The 15223-nt window shown below is 69.9% G+C and carries 12 protein-coding genes; 3 read left to right on the forward strand and 9 right to left on the reverse strand.

Features of this window, described 5'->3' with window-relative positions; translation table 11 throughout:
* Nucleotide 1: 1 nt before the first annotated feature.
* From kdpA to MKK82_RS19285, 4 genes are all read right to left on the reverse strand, one after another.
* Nucleotides 2-1717, reverse strand: coding sequence for a potassium-transporting ATPase subunit KdpA (kdpA, locus tag MKK82_RS19270; protein WP_238286515.1), 1716 nt, complete (start codon nt 1715-1717; stop codon nt 2-4).
* Nucleotides 1718-1740: 23 nt separating this feature from the next.
* Nucleotides 1741-1830: a K(+)-transporting ATPase subunit F gene (locus MKK82_RS19275; RefSeq protein ID WP_020091582.1), complete on the reverse strand. Its 90-nt coding sequence runs from the start codon at nt 1828-1830 to the stop codon at nt 1741-1743.
* A gap of 350 nt (nt 1831-2180) precedes the next feature.
* Nucleotides 2181-3230: an ABC transporter substrate-binding protein gene (locus MKK82_RS19280; protein ID WP_238286516.1), complete on the reverse strand. Its 1050-nt coding sequence runs from the start codon at nt 3228-3230 to the stop codon at nt 2181-2183.
* A gap of 309 nt (nt 3231-3539) precedes the next feature.
* Nucleotides 3540-7271: a vitamin B12-dependent ribonucleotide reductase gene (locus MKK82_RS19285; RefSeq protein ID WP_238286517.1), complete on the reverse strand. Its 3732-nt coding sequence runs from the start codon at nt 7269-7271 to the stop codon at nt 3540-3542.
* Nucleotides 7272-7785: 514 nt separating this feature from the next.
* On the opposite strand from MKK82_RS19285, the gene MKK82_RS19290 reads away from it, so the two are divergent.
* Nucleotides 7786-8202 (forward strand): NADH:ubiquinone oxidoreductase subunit NDUFA12, encoded by a 417-nt coding sequence (locus tag MKK82_RS19290; RefSeq protein WP_238286519.1) that lies wholly within the window; start codon nt 7786-7788, stop codon nt 8200-8202.
* Between the two features lie 128 nt (nt 8203-8330).
* Nucleotides 8331-8990 (forward strand): DUF2155 domain-containing protein, encoded by a 660-nt coding sequence (locus tag MKK82_RS19295; RefSeq protein WP_238286520.1) that lies wholly within the window; start codon nt 8331-8333, stop codon nt 8988-8990.
* Between the two features lie 179 nt (nt 8991-9169).
* Here MKK82_RS19295 and aat read toward each other — a convergent pair whose 3' ends face one another.
* From aat to MKK82_RS19315, 4 genes are all read right to left on the reverse strand, one after another.
* Nucleotides 9170-9853: a leucyl/phenylalanyl-tRNA--protein transferase gene (gene aat, locus MKK82_RS19300; RefSeq protein WP_238286521.1), complete on the reverse strand. Its 684-nt coding sequence runs from the start codon at nt 9851-9853 to the stop codon at nt 9170-9172.
* 79 nt (nt 9854-9932) lie between these two features.
* A complete protein-coding gene (gene accC / locus MKK82_RS19305; RefSeq protein ID WP_238286522.1) occupies nt 9933-11285 on the reverse strand; it encodes an acetyl-CoA carboxylase biotin carboxylase subunit in 1353 nt (450 codons plus the stop codon).
* Nucleotides 11286-11386: 101 nt separating this feature from the next.
* Complete coding sequence (gene accB / locus MKK82_RS19310) at nt 11387-11863, reverse strand: acetyl-CoA carboxylase biotin carboxyl carrier protein (RefSeq protein ID WP_238286523.1); 477 nt, start codon at nt 11861-11863, stop codon at nt 11387-11389.
* Nucleotides 11864-12014: 151 nt separating this feature from the next.
* Nucleotides 12015-12800 (reverse strand): DsbA family protein, encoded by a 786-nt coding sequence (locus tag MKK82_RS19315; protein WP_238286524.1) that lies wholly within the window; start codon nt 12798-12800, stop codon nt 12015-12017.
* A 394-nt stretch (nt 12801-13194) separates the two neighbouring features.
* Here MKK82_RS19315 and MKK82_RS19320 point away from each other — a divergent pair, with 394 nt between their 5' ends.
* Entirely contained in the window at nt 13195-14349 is a 1155-nt protein-coding gene (locus MKK82_RS19320; RefSeq protein WP_238286525.1) for an aminotransferase class I/II-fold pyridoxal phosphate-dependent enzyme, read from the forward strand.
* A 3-nt stretch (nt 14350-14352) separates the two neighbouring features.
* On the opposite strand, the gene MKK82_RS19325 is transcribed toward MKK82_RS19320, so the two are convergent.
* Nucleotides 14353-15051 carry an HAD family hydrolase gene (locus MKK82_RS19325; RefSeq protein WP_238286526.1) on the reverse strand — a complete coding sequence of 233 codons (699 nt, stop codon included), beginning with the start codon at nt 15049-15051 and terminating at the stop codon, nt 14353-14355.
* Between the last annotated feature and the right edge of the window lie 172 nt (nt 15052-15223).

Raw genomic sequence — 15223 nt, forward strand, 5'->3', positions numbered from 1 at the left:
CTCAGCCCCCCGTCGCGAAGGTCTGGCCGGCCGCGCCCGCGAGGTGCTCGACCACGGGGCCCAGCGCCAGTGACGGGAAGAAGGTCAGGCCGCCGATGATCAGGATCACGCCGACGAGGAGCCCGACGAACAGGCCGCCATGGGTCGGGAACGTGCCCGCGGAGGCCGGAACCGTCTTCTTGGCCGCGAGCGAACCCGCGATCGCCAGGACCGGGATCTTCACGAAGAACCGCCCGACCAGCATGCCGATGGCCAGGGTGCTGTTGTAGAACAGCGTGTTGGCCGACAGACCGCCGAAGGCCGATCCGTTGTTGGCCGCCGCCGACGTGTAGGCGTAGAGGATCTCGGTGAAGCCGTGCGGGCCGGCATTGGCCGGGCCGGCGAGACCCGCCGGCAGCACGGTGGCGAGCGCCGTGAAGCCCAGCATCATCAGCGGCAGGCAGAGGATGCCGAGCATGGCCATCTTCACCTCCTTCGCCTCGATCTTCTTGCCGAGATATTCGGGGGTGCGGCCGACCATCAGGCCCGCCACGAAGATCGCCACGATCACGAAGATCAGCATGCCGTACAGGCCGGCGCCGACGCCACCGATGATGATCTCGCCGAGCTGCATGTTGAGCAGCGGGATCAGGCCGCCGAGCGCCGTGAACGAGTCGTGCATGGCGTTGACGGCGCCGCAGGAGGCCGCCGTGGTGATCACCGCGAACAGCGCCGAGGCCGCGATGCCGAAGCGGGTCTCCTTGCCTTCCATGTTGCCGCCGGTCAGCCCGAAGCCGTTAAGCACCGAGCTGCCGTGGGCCTCGGCCCAGTAGGTGACGGCGACGCCCGCCAGGAACAGGATCCCCATGGCGCCGAGGATCGCCCAGCCCTGGCGCTCGTCGCCGACCATGCGGCCGAAGACGTTGGTGAGCGCGGCGCCGATCGCGAAGATCGACACCATCTGGACGAAGTTCGATAGGGCGGTGGGATTCTCGAACGGGTGCGCGGCGTTGGCGTTGAAGAAGCCGCCGCCGTTGGTGCCGAGCATCTTGATCGCCACCTGGCTCGCCACCGGCCCCAGCGCGATGGTCTGGTGGGCCCCCTCCAGCGTCGTGGCGTCGGCGTAGGCGCCGAGCGTCTGCGGCATGCCCTGCCAGACGAGGAACAGGGTGTAGGGCACGCAGATCGGCAGGAGCACGTAGAGGGTCGCGCGGGTGACATCGACCCAGAACGAGCCGATCGTGCCCGAGGAGGCGCGGGCGAAGCCGCGGATCAGCGCGACCGCCACCGCGATGCCGGTCGCCGCCGACAGGAAGTTCTGGTGCGTCAGCCCCAGCATCTGGGACAGGTACGAGAGCGTGGTCTCGCCCCCGTAGGATTGCCAGTTGGTGTTGGTGATGAAGCTGGTCGACGTGTTGAACGCGAGGTCCGGCGCCACCGCGCCCTGATCGGCCGGGTTGAGCGGCAGGACCGCCTGCAGGCGCAGGATCGCGTAGAGCACCGCGAAGCCCAGCAGGTGGAACAGGATCACCGCGCCGGTGTAGGCCAGCCAGTGCTGCTCCTGGCGGGCATCGAGCCCCGCAGCCCGGTAGAGCCCGCGCTCGACGGGGCCGAGCACGGGCGAGAGGAGGGTGCGCTCACCGGTGAAGACGCGGGTCATGTACGACCCGAGGGGCTTCACGAGCGCCAGAACGACCGCGCCGTAGAGCGCGATCTGGATCCAGCCGTCGAGATTCATGGGGGAGGTCCGTGCTCAGCCGCTCAGAACCGCTCGGGGCGGACGAGGGCGTAGGTGAGGTAGACGAGGAGGCCGGCGGTCACGCACGCGCCGAGGGCGAGGTCCAGGGTCACGGCGGCCTCGCTCAGAGCCGCTCGCACAGGGCGGCGTAGCCGGCGGAAGCCGCGAAGGCGGCGAGCCCCCCCGCGAGAAAGACGATGTCGAGCATGGTGATCCGGTCCGGTTCGGCGGACCGGCCGCGGAGGTCCGGCGGCGGTCTTGGCCGGCCGGAAGAATGGCCCCGAACCGCGTGAGGGTTCGAGACGGCCGCGGGGGTGAACTTATAAGGACCGCGTTAGGATCGGGCGGACGCCATCGTCCCCGCCAGCGATCTGCGACGCCGGACGCGAGCGGCCGGAGGCGCCCTCCAACCCACCCGCCTCGTCGATGCGCCCGTCAGGACGGCCGGATCCGCGCCGGCGCTTCAGCTTCCGGGGAGATCGTGGACCTCCTCGAAGAAGAATTCCTTCCAGCTGGTCGGCTTCTGCTTGATGTAGCCGGCCCGGGAAAAGAACTGGGCGGCGGGCAGGAGGTTCTGCGGCGCCGCCGAGAACACCATCCCGGGCCGCGCGATCAGGGCGGCGAGCGCGTCCGCGGAGATGCTCTCCTTGTTGATCTCGAGATAGATCCCGGCCGCCGCCGCTTTGTCCGTCTCGATAAGCGCGATGGCCTCCTTGATGGCCCCGACGAACGCCGCGATGATCTTGGGATTGGCGTCGTGGAAGGTGGTCGTGCTGTAGACGCAGCCGTTCGTCAGCGGACCGCCCATCACCGCCACCGAGTCGAGGACCTCGTGGACGTCCGGCATGGCCAGCTCCTGGTCCTGGTAGGGGGGCTGGGAGAAGTGCGCGGTGACGCCGTTGTTCTTGTTCTGGAGCGCGATCATCGCGTCGGGGTGACCCATCCCGACGGTCATCGCGTTGAACTTCTCCAGGGCTCCGGCCCCGAACTGCTTCTCGACGGCGATCCCCAGCACGACGGGCTGCGTCCCGACCCGGATGGTCGGAACCGCGATGCGGTCGTTCGGCCCGAAATCGCTCAGCGCCTTCACGTTCGGATTGTTGGTGACGAGCTTCATCGGCAGCGCGCCGGTCGCCACGACGCCCTTCACCCGTCCGCTGGTCTTGCCCCACATGATCAGCATGTTGGGGCCGCCGCTGATGACCATGTCGACGCCGCCCGACAGCAGCGCGTCGTTGCTGGCGCCGCCGTTGGTGAGGCGCGTCCAGCTCACCCGGAGATTGTCGATCCCGGCGGCTTTCGCGTGCTTCTCGACGAGGCCGAGCTTCTCGGCGATCACGGCGGGCAGGTAGGACAGGCCGGGCTGCTTCGCGATGCGCAGCTCGCCGGCCTCAGCCCGTGCGGAGCGGGACCAGACCAGGGGCGATCCGAGGGCAGCGACCGAGAGGCCGGTCTGCAGGAGCTTCCGGCGGGTGGAACCGCCACGAACTGTCTTGGTGTCGCCTGAACGCATGGGGCCCCCGTACGGGATGGGTGAGCCCAACCGGTCGTTTCGGCCGAACCCTGCGGCCAGGCTAGTGCAAGAGGGCGCCGGCGGGTAGCGGGAATTGGTATTCCAGCGAAATGCCTGCGGACGCTCCCGGTTTTCCGCGGCATGGCGGCCGGTGCGACGGGCGGTCGTAAGGTCCGGTGCCCGTTCGGGCGCATCGCCGTCGGTCGTCCGGACGCTGTAGCCGACCGCGCCCCGCCGGGACGCGTTCGACACGGTTTCCGGGCGGGCGCGCAGCCTGCGCTGCTCGCCCGCCGGATCAGACGGCTCCGATCACGAGCAGCCGGTGGTGCCGCCGCAGGTGTCGCACTTCAGGCAGGTGCCGTTGCGGACCAGCGTGAAGTTCGCGCATTCCGGGCAGGCCTCGCCGACATAGCCCTTCATCTTCGCCTCGGCGCGGCGGTCGGCGACGCTCCGCTCCGCCTTGGCGAAGGGGAGGGTGTCGGCGATGGTCTCGGCGTGGCCGGCAGCCGCCGGCTCGGCCTTCAGCGCCGCGCTGCCGCGGATCGCGTGGACGACGCCGCCGGCCGGGGCCGACTGGCCGGCACTCACCGCGCCGACGCCGACAGTCCCGCCGGCCGGGCCGCCCTGGATCAGGGTCAGACGGTCGGCCGAGCCGCGCAGCAGGCCGCGGGAGACCACCGAGGAGGCCGGCGCCGGCTTCGGACCCTCGCGGGTCGTGTCGCCGCTCTCGCCGCCGCCGATCACCGTGCCGCCGATCTCGGCGGGGCTGACATGGGCGAGGTCGGCACGGCCGAGATACGAGACCGCCAGCTCCCGGAACACGTAGTCGAGGAGCGAGGTCGCGTTCTTGATCGCGTCGTTGCCCTGCACGAAGCCGGCCGGCTCGAACCGCGTGAAGGTGAAGGCCTCGACGTACTCCTCCAGGGGCACGCCGTACTGGAGGCCCAGCGAGATCGCGATGGCGAAGTTGTTCATCAGGCTCCGGAAGGTCGCGCCCTCCTTGTGCATGTCGATGAAGATCTCGCCGAGGCGGCCGTCGTCGTACTCGCCGGTGCGCAGGTAGACCTTGTGGCCTCCCACCACCGCCTTCTGGGTGTAGCCCTTCCGGCGGGTCGGGAGCTTCTCGCGGGACCGGATCCGCTCGACGCGCTCGATCACCCGCTCGACGATCTTCTCCGCCACCGCCGCGGCCTTGGCGGCCGCCGGCGCCTGGAGCAGCGCCTCGATGCCCTCGTCCGCCTCGTCGTCCTCCTCCGAGATGAGGGCGGCGTTCAGCGGCTGCGACAGCTTCGAGCCGTCGCGGTAGAGGGCGTTCGCCTTGAGGGCGAGGCGCCAGGACAGCAGGTAGGCCGCTTTGCAATCCTCCACCGTGGCGTCGTTGGGCATGTTGATGGTCTTGGAGATCGCCCCCGAGATGAAGGGCTGCGCCGCCGCCATCATGCGGATGTGGCTCTCCACCGAGAGGTAGCGCTTGCCGATCCGGCCGCAGGGATTGGCGCAATCGAAGACCGCGTAGTGCTCGAGCTTGAGGAAGGGCGCGCCCTCCAGCGTCATCGCCCCGCAGATATGGGTGTTGGCGGCCTCGATCTCCTTCTTCGAGAAACCGAGGAAGGGCAGCAGCTCGAAGGTCGGGTCCGACAGCTTCTCGGCCGGGACCTCGAGGGTCTGGGTCAGGAAGTCGTCGCCGAGCGTCCAGCGGTTGAACACGAACTTGATGTCGAAGGCCGACTTCAGGCCCTTCTCCACCGCGGCGATCTTGTCGTCGGAGAACCCCTTCGCGCGCAGCGTCGTCGGGTTGACGCCCGGCGCCTGCCCCATGGAGCCGTGACCGACCGCGTAGGCCTCGATCTCGGCGATCTCGGATTCGCGGTAGCCCAGGGCCCGCAGGGCGTCCGGCGCGGCCTGGTTGATGATCTTGAAGTAGCCGCCGCCGGCGAGCTTCTTGAACTTCACCAGGGCGAAGTCGGGCTCGATGCCGGTGGTGTCGCAGTCCATCACGAGGCCGATCGTGCCGGTGGGCGCGATCACGGTGGCCTGCGCATTGCGGTAGCCGTGCTCCTCGCCGAGCTTCAGCGCCCGGTCCCAGGCGGCGCGGGCATGGTCGCCGAGATCGGCCTGCGGGATGTTGGCGTGGTCGAGGGCGACCGGCGCGACGTTGAGGAACTCATAGCCCTCCGCCTCGCCGTGCGCGGCCCGGCGATGGTTGCGGATCACCCGCAGCATCGCGTCGGCATTCTCCTCATAGGCCGGGAAGGTGCCGAGTTCGGCCGCCATCTCGGCCGAGGTCGCGTAGGCGACGCCGGTCATGATCGCCGTGAGCGCGCCGGCGAGTGCCCGGCCGGCGTCCGAATCGTAGGGCAGGCCCATGGTCATCAGCAGGCCGCCGATGTTGGCGTAGCCCAGACCCAGCGTGCGGTAGCGGTAGGAGAGTTCCGCGATCTCCTTCGACGGAAACTGCGCCATCATCACGGAGATCTCGAGCACCACCGTCCAGAGGCGGTTGAGGTGCTCGAACGCCTCCACGTCGAAGCGCTTGGTCTCCCGGTCGTACATCGTCAGCAGGTTCGCCGAGGCGAGATTGCAGGCCGTGTCGTCGAGGAACATGTACTCGGAGCACGGGTTCGACGCCCGGATCCGCCCGCCGGCCGGGCAGGTGTGCCAGTCGTTCATCGTGCTGTTGAAGTGCAGGCCCGGATCCGCCGAGGCCCAGGCCGCCTCGCCGATCCGCTCCCACAGCTCACGGGCCTTCAGGGTCTTGGTGACCTTGCCGGTGGTGCGGGCCTGGAGGCTCCAGTCGGCATCCGCCTCGACGGCGCGCAGGAAGTCGTCGGTCAGCGAGACCGAGTTGTTGGAGTTCTGGCCCGCGACCGTGAGGTAGGCCTCCGAGTCCCAGTCGGTGTCGTAGACGGGGAAGTCGATCTTGGTGAAGCCCTGCCGGGCGAACTGCACGACGCGCTTGATGTAGGCGTCCGGCACGGAGGCGCGGCGGGCGGCCTTGATCTCCCGCTTGAGGGCGGGGTTGCGCTCCGGATCGAAGCAGGCGTCCCCCTCCGCCTCGCACTGGGTGCAGGCCTTCATCACGAGGTTGAGGTGCTTGGAGACCACCTTCGAGCCCGTCACCAGGGCGGCGACCTTCTGCTCCTCCTTCACCTTCCAGTCGATGAAGGACTCGATGTCCGGATGGTCGATGTCGACGATCACCATCTTGGCGGCGCGCCGGGTGGTGCCGCCCGACTTGATCGCGCCGGCCGCCCGGTCACCGATCTTGAGGAAGCTCATCAGGCCCGACGACTTGCCGCCGCCGCCGAGCTTCTCGTTCTCGCCACGCAGCATCGAGAAGTTGGAGCCGGTGCCTGAGCCGTACTTGAACAGCCGCGCCTCGCGGACCCACAGGTCCATGATGCCGCCCTCGTTGACGAGGTCGTCCTGGACCGACTGGATGAAGCAGGCATGCGGCTGCGGGTGCTCGTAGGCCGAGGCCGACTTGGTCAGCACGCCGGTCTTCGGGTCGCAGTAATAATGGCCCTGGCTCGGGCCATCGATCCCGTAGGCCCAGTGCAGGCCGGTGTTGAACCATTGCGGCGAGTTCGGCGCCACCATCTGGCGGGCGAACATGAAGCGCAGCTCGTCCATGAAGGCCGCGGCATCGTCCTCGGACGAGAAGTAGCCGCCCTTCCAGCCCCAGTAGGTCCAGCAGCCTGCGAGCCGGTCGAAGACCTGCGTGGCGGAGGATTCGGAGATGAAGCGCTCATCCTCGGGGAGTTCGGCCAGCGCCGCGTCGTCCGGCACCGCGCGCCAGAGGAAGGACGGGACCGCGTTCTCCTCGACCTTGCGCAGCCGGGCCGGCACGCCCGCCTTGCGGAAGTACTTCTGCGCGAGCACGTCGCTCGCGACCTGGCTCCAGCTCTCCGGCACGTCGATGCCGTCGAGGCGGAAGACGATCGATCCGTCCGGGTTGCGGATCTCGCTCAGCGCCTTGCGGAAGGGGATGCCGGAATAGGGCGATTGTCCGGCCGTGGTGTAGCGACGCTCGAACCGCATGAAACACACCTCTCCCGACGGGACACGACGGTCCCGGCCCCGCCTCGAAGCGGGGTCTGTGCCCGATGATGGGACTCGGAGTCCGCCGCGCCCGAAGGCCGGGCGCGAGGCGGATCCGCGAATGGAATCTTGGAACGGCCAGCCCTGCTCTAACGCACCACTCAAGGGCGCGACCGATGCAGGGACACTACCGCCGCCAAGCCACTCACGTCAACAAGTGGTGTGCGGCGACTCTGTTCCACGCTAGATGTTGTGCCGGCTCGCAAAAGCCTGTGGATATCCCGGGCGGTCCGGATAAGTGTCCTTCCGGCTTCCCGGAATCGCCTCGGGAAAATTTTGGATTCACAGCGCAACGCGAAGCCGGGGTCCATCGGGTGCGGCGGAAGGCCCGATCCGGAGTCGGTGCGTTGCCGGAGAGCGACACAACCGCCAGGCGGCTGGACTTGGACGTGCGCGCTGACCATAACGGCGCCCAGACGCGCCGTGGCGGCGCGGCACGACCTCGGGATCGGCGATGGCGCTGAAGGACACTTTGCTGCGCGTCTTCACGTGGTGGAACGGTCAGACCGTCTCCCTCGCCATGCAGACCGCGCGCACCGGCATCTTCGTCGGCGAGGACGAGTTCGGGAACAAGTACTACAAGGCCGAGGGCGCCCTGATCGACCGCTCGGTCGGTTCGGAGCGGCGCTGGGTGGTCTATAACGGCTACGCCGACGCCTCGAAGGTGCCCCCGGGCTGGCGCGGCTGGCTCTGCCACAACGTCGACGTGGCCCCGAGCGAGGAGACCTACGAGCCGCGCGCGTGGCAGAAGTCCCACGTCGAGAACCAGACCGGGACGCCGAACGCCTACCGGCCCGCGGGATCGCAGCTCTCCTGGGGGCAGCGGCCGGCGACCACCGGCGATTACGTGTCCTGGACGCCGGGCGAGTAGGACGCGGCGCTCCGGCCGCTGCGGCGCCCTTTTGCCGCCACCGTTGCGGTGTTCATGGCGGGCCAATCCCGAACGTCCGCCGCGCACCTGACGGCGCGGCCGGCCACCCTCGTCTAGGGGTCCGAGCCTTGAGCCGCATCACAACCCTCGCACGCCGCGTGCTCGCCCCGAGCCTCGCGCTCGCTCTCTGCGCGAGCCCGGCCGCCGCCGACAAGATCAAGAACCCGACCGCCGTCTTCTCCGGTCTCGACAAGATCACCGGCCGCATCGTGTCGTTCGAGGTCGCGGTGGACGAGACCGTGCAGTTCGGCGCCCTGCAGCTCACCCCGCGGGTCTGCTACACGAGGCCGCCCACCGAGAGCGTGAAGACCACGGCGTTCCTCGAAGTCGACGAGGTGACCCTCGACAGCAAGTACCGCCGGATCTTCACCGGCTGGATGTTCGCGTCGAGCCCCGGCCTGCACGCCATCGAGCATCCGATCTACGACGTGTGGCTGGTCGACTGCAAAGGCGGCAGCGACGTGATCGCCGAGGCCAAGGAGCAGGAGGATGTTCCCGCCGTCGCGGCCAAGCCCGAGAAGGCCAAGCGCCCGGGCCGGGACGCCACGAAGACCGCCCAGCAGCTCAACGCCGCCGGCCAGGTGGACGTGGAGGCCCCCCGCGGAGTGCCGGTCCAGCCCCGCCAGAAGCCGTCGCGCAAATTCTTCCCGTCGAACGAGGGCCCGGCGCCGGCGCCGCCACCCGTGCAGCAGCAGCCGCAGAACCTGTTCGACGCGCTGTTCCGATAGGACAGATCCCGAACCCTGAAACGCGTCCGGTGCCGGGATTCGGACCCATGGGCGGACGCTCCAGCCCACCCTCATCCTGAAGCTCGGCCTGAGGGCCTCGGGTCGGACGGGGCCGGCCGTGACGGCCCGACAGCTTGCCCCCGGAAGCGCGGCGCCATCGGACGCACCCGTCGCGGCGCCTAAGCCTCGTCGCCGCTCCCGAGGGCCGCGAGCACCCGGGCGCCCCTGACCGAGCCGTCGCAGGGCCAGACGTGCCAATCCGCGGCCTGTTCGAGGGCCTCGGCGAGCCGCCGCTTGTAGATATGGCGGGGCAGTTCCTCGGCGCCGAACTGCGAGAGGTGCTCGGTGACGAACTGGGTGTCGGCGAGCCGGTATCGCCCGGCGCGCAGGCGGCCCATCAGGTGGACGAGAGCGACCTTCGAGGCGTCGCGCACCTCGTGGAACATGCTCTCGCCGAAGAAGGCCGCCCCGAGGGAGACGCCGTACAGGCCGCCGACGAGGCGGCGGTCCTCCCCGGCATAGACCTCCACGGTGTGGACGTAGCCGAGATCGTAGAGCGCGCCGTAGAGGTCGCGGATCCGCCCGTTGATCCACGTGCGCTCGCTGTCCCGGCGCGGCGCGGCGCAGCCGTCGATCACCCCGTGGAAATCCGTGTCGCAGCGGACCTCGAACTGGTCGGACCGCACCGTCCGGGCGAGGCGCCGGGGCACGCGGAAATCGTGGAGGGGCAGGACGCCGCGCGCCTTGGGCTCGACCCAGTAGAGGGTCGGGTCGTCGGCATCCTCGGCCATCGGGAAGATGCCCGCCGCGTAGGCCTTCAGCAGGATCTCGGGGGTGATGTCCACGCGGCTGGGATCGTGCATGGCCTCAGTGTCGCGCGCGGGCGGCGCGAAGACCAGAGCCCGGGCGGGGCGCGGTCGCCGCAGATCCGGCCTGAGCCGGTCAGGCCTTCATGCCGCCGTCTTCCAGGAAATGCTCCAGCCAGTGGATGTCGTAAAGCCCGTTCTGCACGTCCGCGTTACGAACCAGGGTCCGGAACAACGGCAGGGTCGTGTCGACGCCGTCGATGACGAATTCGTCCAGCGCGCGGCGCAGGCGCATCAGGCACTCGTTGCGGGTGCGCCCGTGGACGATCAGCTTGCCGATCAGCGAGTCGTAGTGCGGCGGGATCCGGTAGCCCTGGAAGGCGGCGGAATCGACCCGGACGCCGAGACCGCCCGGCGTGTGGTAGTGGGTGATCTCGCCCGGCGACGGGCGGAAGGTCTCCGGGTGCTCGGCGTTGATCCGGCACTCGATGGCATGGCCCTCGACCTTGATGTCGGCCTGCGACACCGACAGCGGACCGCCCGACGCGACCTGGATCTGCTCGATGACGAGGTCGATGCCGGTGATCATCTCGGTGACCGGGTGCTCCACCTGGATCCGGGTGTTCATCTCGATGAAGTAGAACCGGCCGTCCTCGTACAGGAACTCGACGGTGCCGGCGCCGAGATAGCCGAGTTCCTTCATGGCGTTGGCGCAGATGCCGCCGATCTCGGCGCGCATCGATTCGTTGAGCGCCGGCGATCCGCCTTCCTCCCAGACCTTCTGGTGACGCCGCTGGAGCGAGCAGTCGCGCTCCGCGAGGTGGACCGCGCCGCCGCGCCCGTCGCCCAGGACCTGCACCTCGATGTGGCGGGGCTTCTCCAGGTACTTCTCCAGATAGACCGCGTCGTCGCCGAACGCCGCCTTCGCCTCGGACTTGGCCATGCCGATCGCCTGCTCCAGATCGGCCTCGGTGCGCGCCACCTTCATGCCGCGCCCGCCGCCGCCCGACGCGGCCTTGACCAGGACCGGGTAGCCGATCTCGGCGGCGACCCGCTTGGCGGTGACGGCATCCTCGACGCCGCCCTCGGAGCCGGGGACGCAGGGGATGCCGAGCTTCAGCGCCGTGCGCTTGGCCTCGATCTTGTCGCCCATGGTGCGGATGTGCTGCGCCTTGGGGCCGATGAAGCCGATCTGGTGATGGGCCAGAACCTCGGCGAAGCGCGCATTCTCCGACAGGAAGCCGTAGCCGGGGTGCACCGCGTCCGCGCCCGTGATCTCGCAGGCCGCGATGAGGGACGGGATGTTGAGATAGCTGTCGCGGGCGGCCGGCGGCCCGATGCAGACGCTCTCGTCGGCCAGCCGCACATGCATGGCGTCGGCATCCGCCGTCGAGTGGACCGCCACGGTGGCGATCCCGAGCTCCTTCGCGGCCCGCAGGATGCGCAGGGCGATCTCGCCGCGGTTCGCGATCAGGATCTTGTCGAACATCGGACCCGTTAGGGCGTCCTGGCGATCCGAACCGCGCAGGAGGCACTATCCTCTTGTTGTGCGGCGTCTTCCAGGACTGAACGGCGAGCCCGGCGGACGTCCTAACTGATGACGAGCAGGGCCTCGCCGAACTCGACCGGCTGGCCGTCCTCCACGAAGATGGCGGTGACCGTGCCGGCGCGGGGCGCCACGATCTCGTTGAAGGTCTTCATCGCCTCGATGAGGAGCAGCTTGTCGCCGACCGCGACCGTCGAGCCGATATCCACGAAGGCCTTGGCGTCGGGCGAGGGCCGCAGATAGGCGGTTCCGACCATCGGCGACGGCACGCTGCCGGGCTGCGTCCGCACGGGTTCGGCGGGGGCGAGGGCGGACGAAGCCGAGGGCGCCGCCGGCACGGGGGCGGCGATCGCCGCCATCGGCGCCGGGGCCGCGACCTGCACGCTCACGGGTTCGAGCCGCCGCACGACGCGGATGCGCAGGTCGCCCTTCTCGACCTCGATCTCGGACAAGCCGGTCTCGGTGACGAGGTTGGCGAGCTCGCGCACGAGCTCGGGATCGATGGCGTCGTTCTTTGGCATCCGGCCTACTTCGTATCGCGGCGCGCCGCCCGGTTCATCCGGAACGGCGCTGGACCGTGGCCCTGCGGCTGGCGGCTCTTAGACGAAGGCAGCCCGGCGCGACAAGGCCACGCGGAGCACCTTCCGTCATGCGGCGGGCCGACCCTGCCGCTCAGCAGGAGGCGTGGCCGCATTGACGCACGTCGGCGATGGTCTTGCGCATCGGCTCGACGCCGACCGCGCCCGGGATCACCTCGTCGCCGATGATGAAGGCCGGCGTGCCCGACAGGCCGAGCCGGTCGCCGAGACCGCGATTCTCGCTGAGCGCGGCCTTCACCTCGGGCGAGGCCATGTCCTTCTGCAACTTGGCGGTGTCGACGCCGAGGTCCTTGGCCACCTGGATGGCCTTGGCGCCGTTCACCCGGCCCTTGGATTCCAGAAGCTTCTGGTGAAATTCGAACAGCTTTTCGCCCTTAAGCTGCTGACGCACCGCGACGGCAGCCTGGCTGGCCTCGAGGGATTCCGGACCGAGCACCGGGAAATCCTTGATCACGACCCGCAGCTTCGGATCGGACTTGATCAGCGCCTGCACGTCGCCCAGCGCCTTGCGGCAGTAGCCGCAATTATAGTCGAAGAACTCGACCAGCGTGACGTCGCCCGACGGGTTGCCGGCGACCACGTCGTGCGGGCCGTTGAGCAGCGCCTCGCGCGACTCCTTGAGAGCGGCGGCCTGGGCGAGGCGCTGCGTCTCGGTCTGCTGCTTCTCGGCCTCGGCGAGCGCTTCCTGGAGAACCTCGGGGTGCTTGACCAAGTAATCCTTGACGATCGCCTCGATACCGGCGCGCTGCGCGTCCGTGAACGGCGCCGCCGCGGGCGGTTGCGCGGTCTGCGCGAGCGCTGGCGCGGCCGCGAGGCCGAGCGCGAGGATCAGAGCGGGCAGGGGGCGGATGAACGGCATGGATCCTCGCTTGCGGGGCAAGCCGGCCCGCGCGTGGGGCGAGCGGTAGGAACCGGGTTTGGCGTTTTCACGGCACCCGGTCAAATCCGGTGACGACTTCGCGGGGCGATACAGCGGCCGCCGTCGGTCCGGCAGCGCCCGAATCCAGAAGCCGGGCGGCCGCGCCCGGCCAGAGGACCGGCTCGGTCGCACCGGGGCCAAGGCGCTCAGCCAGCACTGACGACAGGCGGGACGGCAAGGGCGGGATCAGGCACGGCTTTGCGGCCGAGGGTACGGGCGGCCGGGCCCAGGCGGCCAAGGTCCTGACGCGGCCCAGCGGGCCCTCCGCTTGAGGCTGGCACCGCGAGGGGCTACCCCGGGGGGCCGGCCTCGCCCGGCGCAGAATGGCAACCGCATGACCCCGATTTCCCGGCGCGCCGCCGCCGTCCAGCCGTTCCTCGCCATGGACGTCATGGCCGCCGCCGCCGCGAAGGCCCGCGCCGGGAGCGACGTGGTGCGGATGGAGGTCGGCCAGCCCTCCGCGCCGGCACCGCAGGCGGTGATCGCGGCCGCGCAGGCGGCCCTGGCCACCGGCCGCGTGCCCTACACGGAAGCCCTCGGGCTGCCGACCCTGCGCGCGCGGATCGCCCGGGATTACGCGGAGCGGCACGGCGTCGCGGTCGGTCCGGAGCGCGTGGTGATCACGACCGGGTCCTCGGCCGGCTTCATCCTGGCCTTCATGAGCCTGTTCGACGCCGGAGCCCGCGTGGCGGTGCCGCAGCCCGGCTATCCGGCCTATCGCAACATCCTGTCGGCCCTCGACCTCGTCCCGGCGCCCATGATCCTGCGCGCCGAGGATCGCTTCGCGCCGACGGCCGCCCTCCTCCGCGAGACCCACGCGCGTGCCGCGGTGGCCGGCGTGCTGGTGATGAGCCCCGCCAATCCGTCCGGCACGGTGATCACGGAGGCAGCCCTGCGCGACCTCTGCACGACGACCCGGGCCCTGGGCCTGCCACTGATCTCGGACGAGATCTACCACGGCCTCAGCTACGGGCTGCCCACCGTCACGGCCCTCCAGTTCGATCCGGACGCGGTGGTGATCAACTCGTTCTCGAAGTACCACTGCATGACCGGCTGGCGCATCGGCTGGATGGTGGTGCCGGAGGCGCTGGTCCGCCCGATCGAGCGCCTGGCGCAGAACCTGTACATCTCGGCGCCCTACCTCTCGCAGGTCGCCGCGCTGGCGGCCTTCGATGCCACGGCGGAACTGGACGCCGTGCGCGACGGATACGCGCGCAACCGCGGGATCCTGCTCGACGCGCTGCCCGGCCTCGGCCTGGGGCGCCTCCACCCGGCGGACGGCGCCTTCTACCTCTACGCCGACGTGGCGAACCTCACCGGCGACGCCTCCGACTTCTGCCGGCGGATGCTCGACGAGGCGCATGTCGCGGCGACGCCGGGGCTCGACTTCGACCCGGAGGAGGGTCACCACCACGTCCGGTTCTCGTTCGCGGGCTCGGAGGCCGAGTGCCGCGAGGCGGTCTCCCGCCTGCGCGCCTGGCTGCGCTGACGGTCAGGCGGCTTCCACCGGCACCAGATCGCCGACCGCCTCGAACAGCTGCGCGAAATGCTCGATCACCCGGTCGGGCCCGAGTTCGGCGACCGGGCGGTCGGTGTAGCCGAAGGTGACGGCGACCACCGGGATCCCCGCCGCCTTGGCGGTGTCGATGTCGGTGCGGGAATCGCCGACCATCACGGCCCGGGCCGGGTCGCCCCCCGCCTGCGCGATCGTGCCGGCGAGGTGGCGCGGATCGGGCTTGAACTGCGGGAACGTATCGCGGCCGCAGATGGCCGCGAAGCGGTGGCCGATGCCGAGGATCCGCAGCAGCTCGACCGACTGTCCCTCGTACTTGTTGGTGCAGACCGCGAGCCGGAAGCCCGCCGCTTCCAGCGCGTCGAGGGCCTCGACCACGCCCGGGTAGAGGTGCGACGTGTCGGCGAGGTGGTCGCCGTAATGGGCGATGAAGTCGTCGAACAGGCGCTCGTGATCCTCCGGCGAGAGGGCGCGCCCCTCAGCCTCGAAGCCGCGCCGGATCAGCGCCTTGGCGCCGGCCCCGATCAGGCCCCTGGCCTGCGACAGGGGCAGCTCGGCCAACCCCTCACGCTTCATCAGCACGTTGAGGGTGCCGATCAGGTCGCCCGCGGTCTCCGCGAGGGTCCCGTCCAGGTCGAACACGGCGATCGGCGGGCGGGACGACGGTTCGGCGGACATGGATGCGGGGCTCCTGTTGGGTCCGGTCTCGCTAGCGGTGCGCGGCACGCGGAGCAACCCGACGCCGCGACGCGGGTCCGGGCGCGTGCAGGTACCTTTCCGGACGGGCCCGGTATATGGGACGCCACGCCCCAGACTCGCCCGAAAGCGGCGCGAGAGGCTGCGTTCACCC

Source organism: Methylobacterium sp. E-046 (assembly GCF_022829625.1).
Lineage (GTDB): Bacteria > Pseudomonadota > Alphaproteobacteria > Rhizobiales > Beijerinckiaceae > Methylobacterium > Methylobacterium longum.

Bases quoted from the DNA above. Each gene is read 5' to 3' on its own strand.
- kdpA (WP_238286515.1), bottom strand. From the start codon at position 1,717: ATGAATCTCGACGGCTGGATCCAGATCGCGCTCTACGGCGCGGTCGTT.
- MKK82_RS19325 (WP_238286526.1), bottom strand. From the start codon at position 15,051: ATGTCCGCCGAACCGTCGTCCCGCCCGCCGATCGCCGTGTTCGACCTG.
- aat (WP_238286521.1), bottom strand. From the start codon at position 9,853: ATGCACGATCCCAGCCGCGTGGACATCACCCCCGAGATCCTGCTGAAG.
- MKK82_RS19315 (WP_238286524.1), bottom strand. From the start codon at position 12,800: ATGCCGTTCATCCGCCCCCTGCCCGCTCTGATCCTCGCGCTCGGCCTC.
- MKK82_RS19280 (WP_238286516.1), bottom strand. From the start codon at position 3,230: ATGCGTTCAGGCGACACCAAGACAGTTCGTGGCGGTTCCACCCGCCGG.
- MKK82_RS19320 (WP_238286525.1), top strand. From the start codon at position 13,195: ATGACCCCGATTTCCCGGCGCGCCGCCGCCGTCCAGCCGTTCCTCGCC.
- MKK82_RS19290 (WP_238286519.1), top strand. From the start codon at position 7,786: ATGGCGCTGAAGGACACTTTGCTGCGCGTCTTCACGTGGTGGAACGGT.
- MKK82_RS19285 (WP_238286517.1), bottom strand. From the start codon at position 7,271: ATGCGGTTCGAGCGTCGCTACACCACGGCCGGACAATCGCCCTATTCC.
- accC (WP_238286522.1), bottom strand. From the start codon at position 11,285: ATGTTCGACAAGATCCTGATCGCGAACCGCGGCGAGATCGCCCTGCGC.
- accB (WP_238286523.1), bottom strand. From the start codon at position 11,863: ATGCCAAAGAACGACGCCATCGATCCCGAGCTCGTGCGCGAGCTCGCC.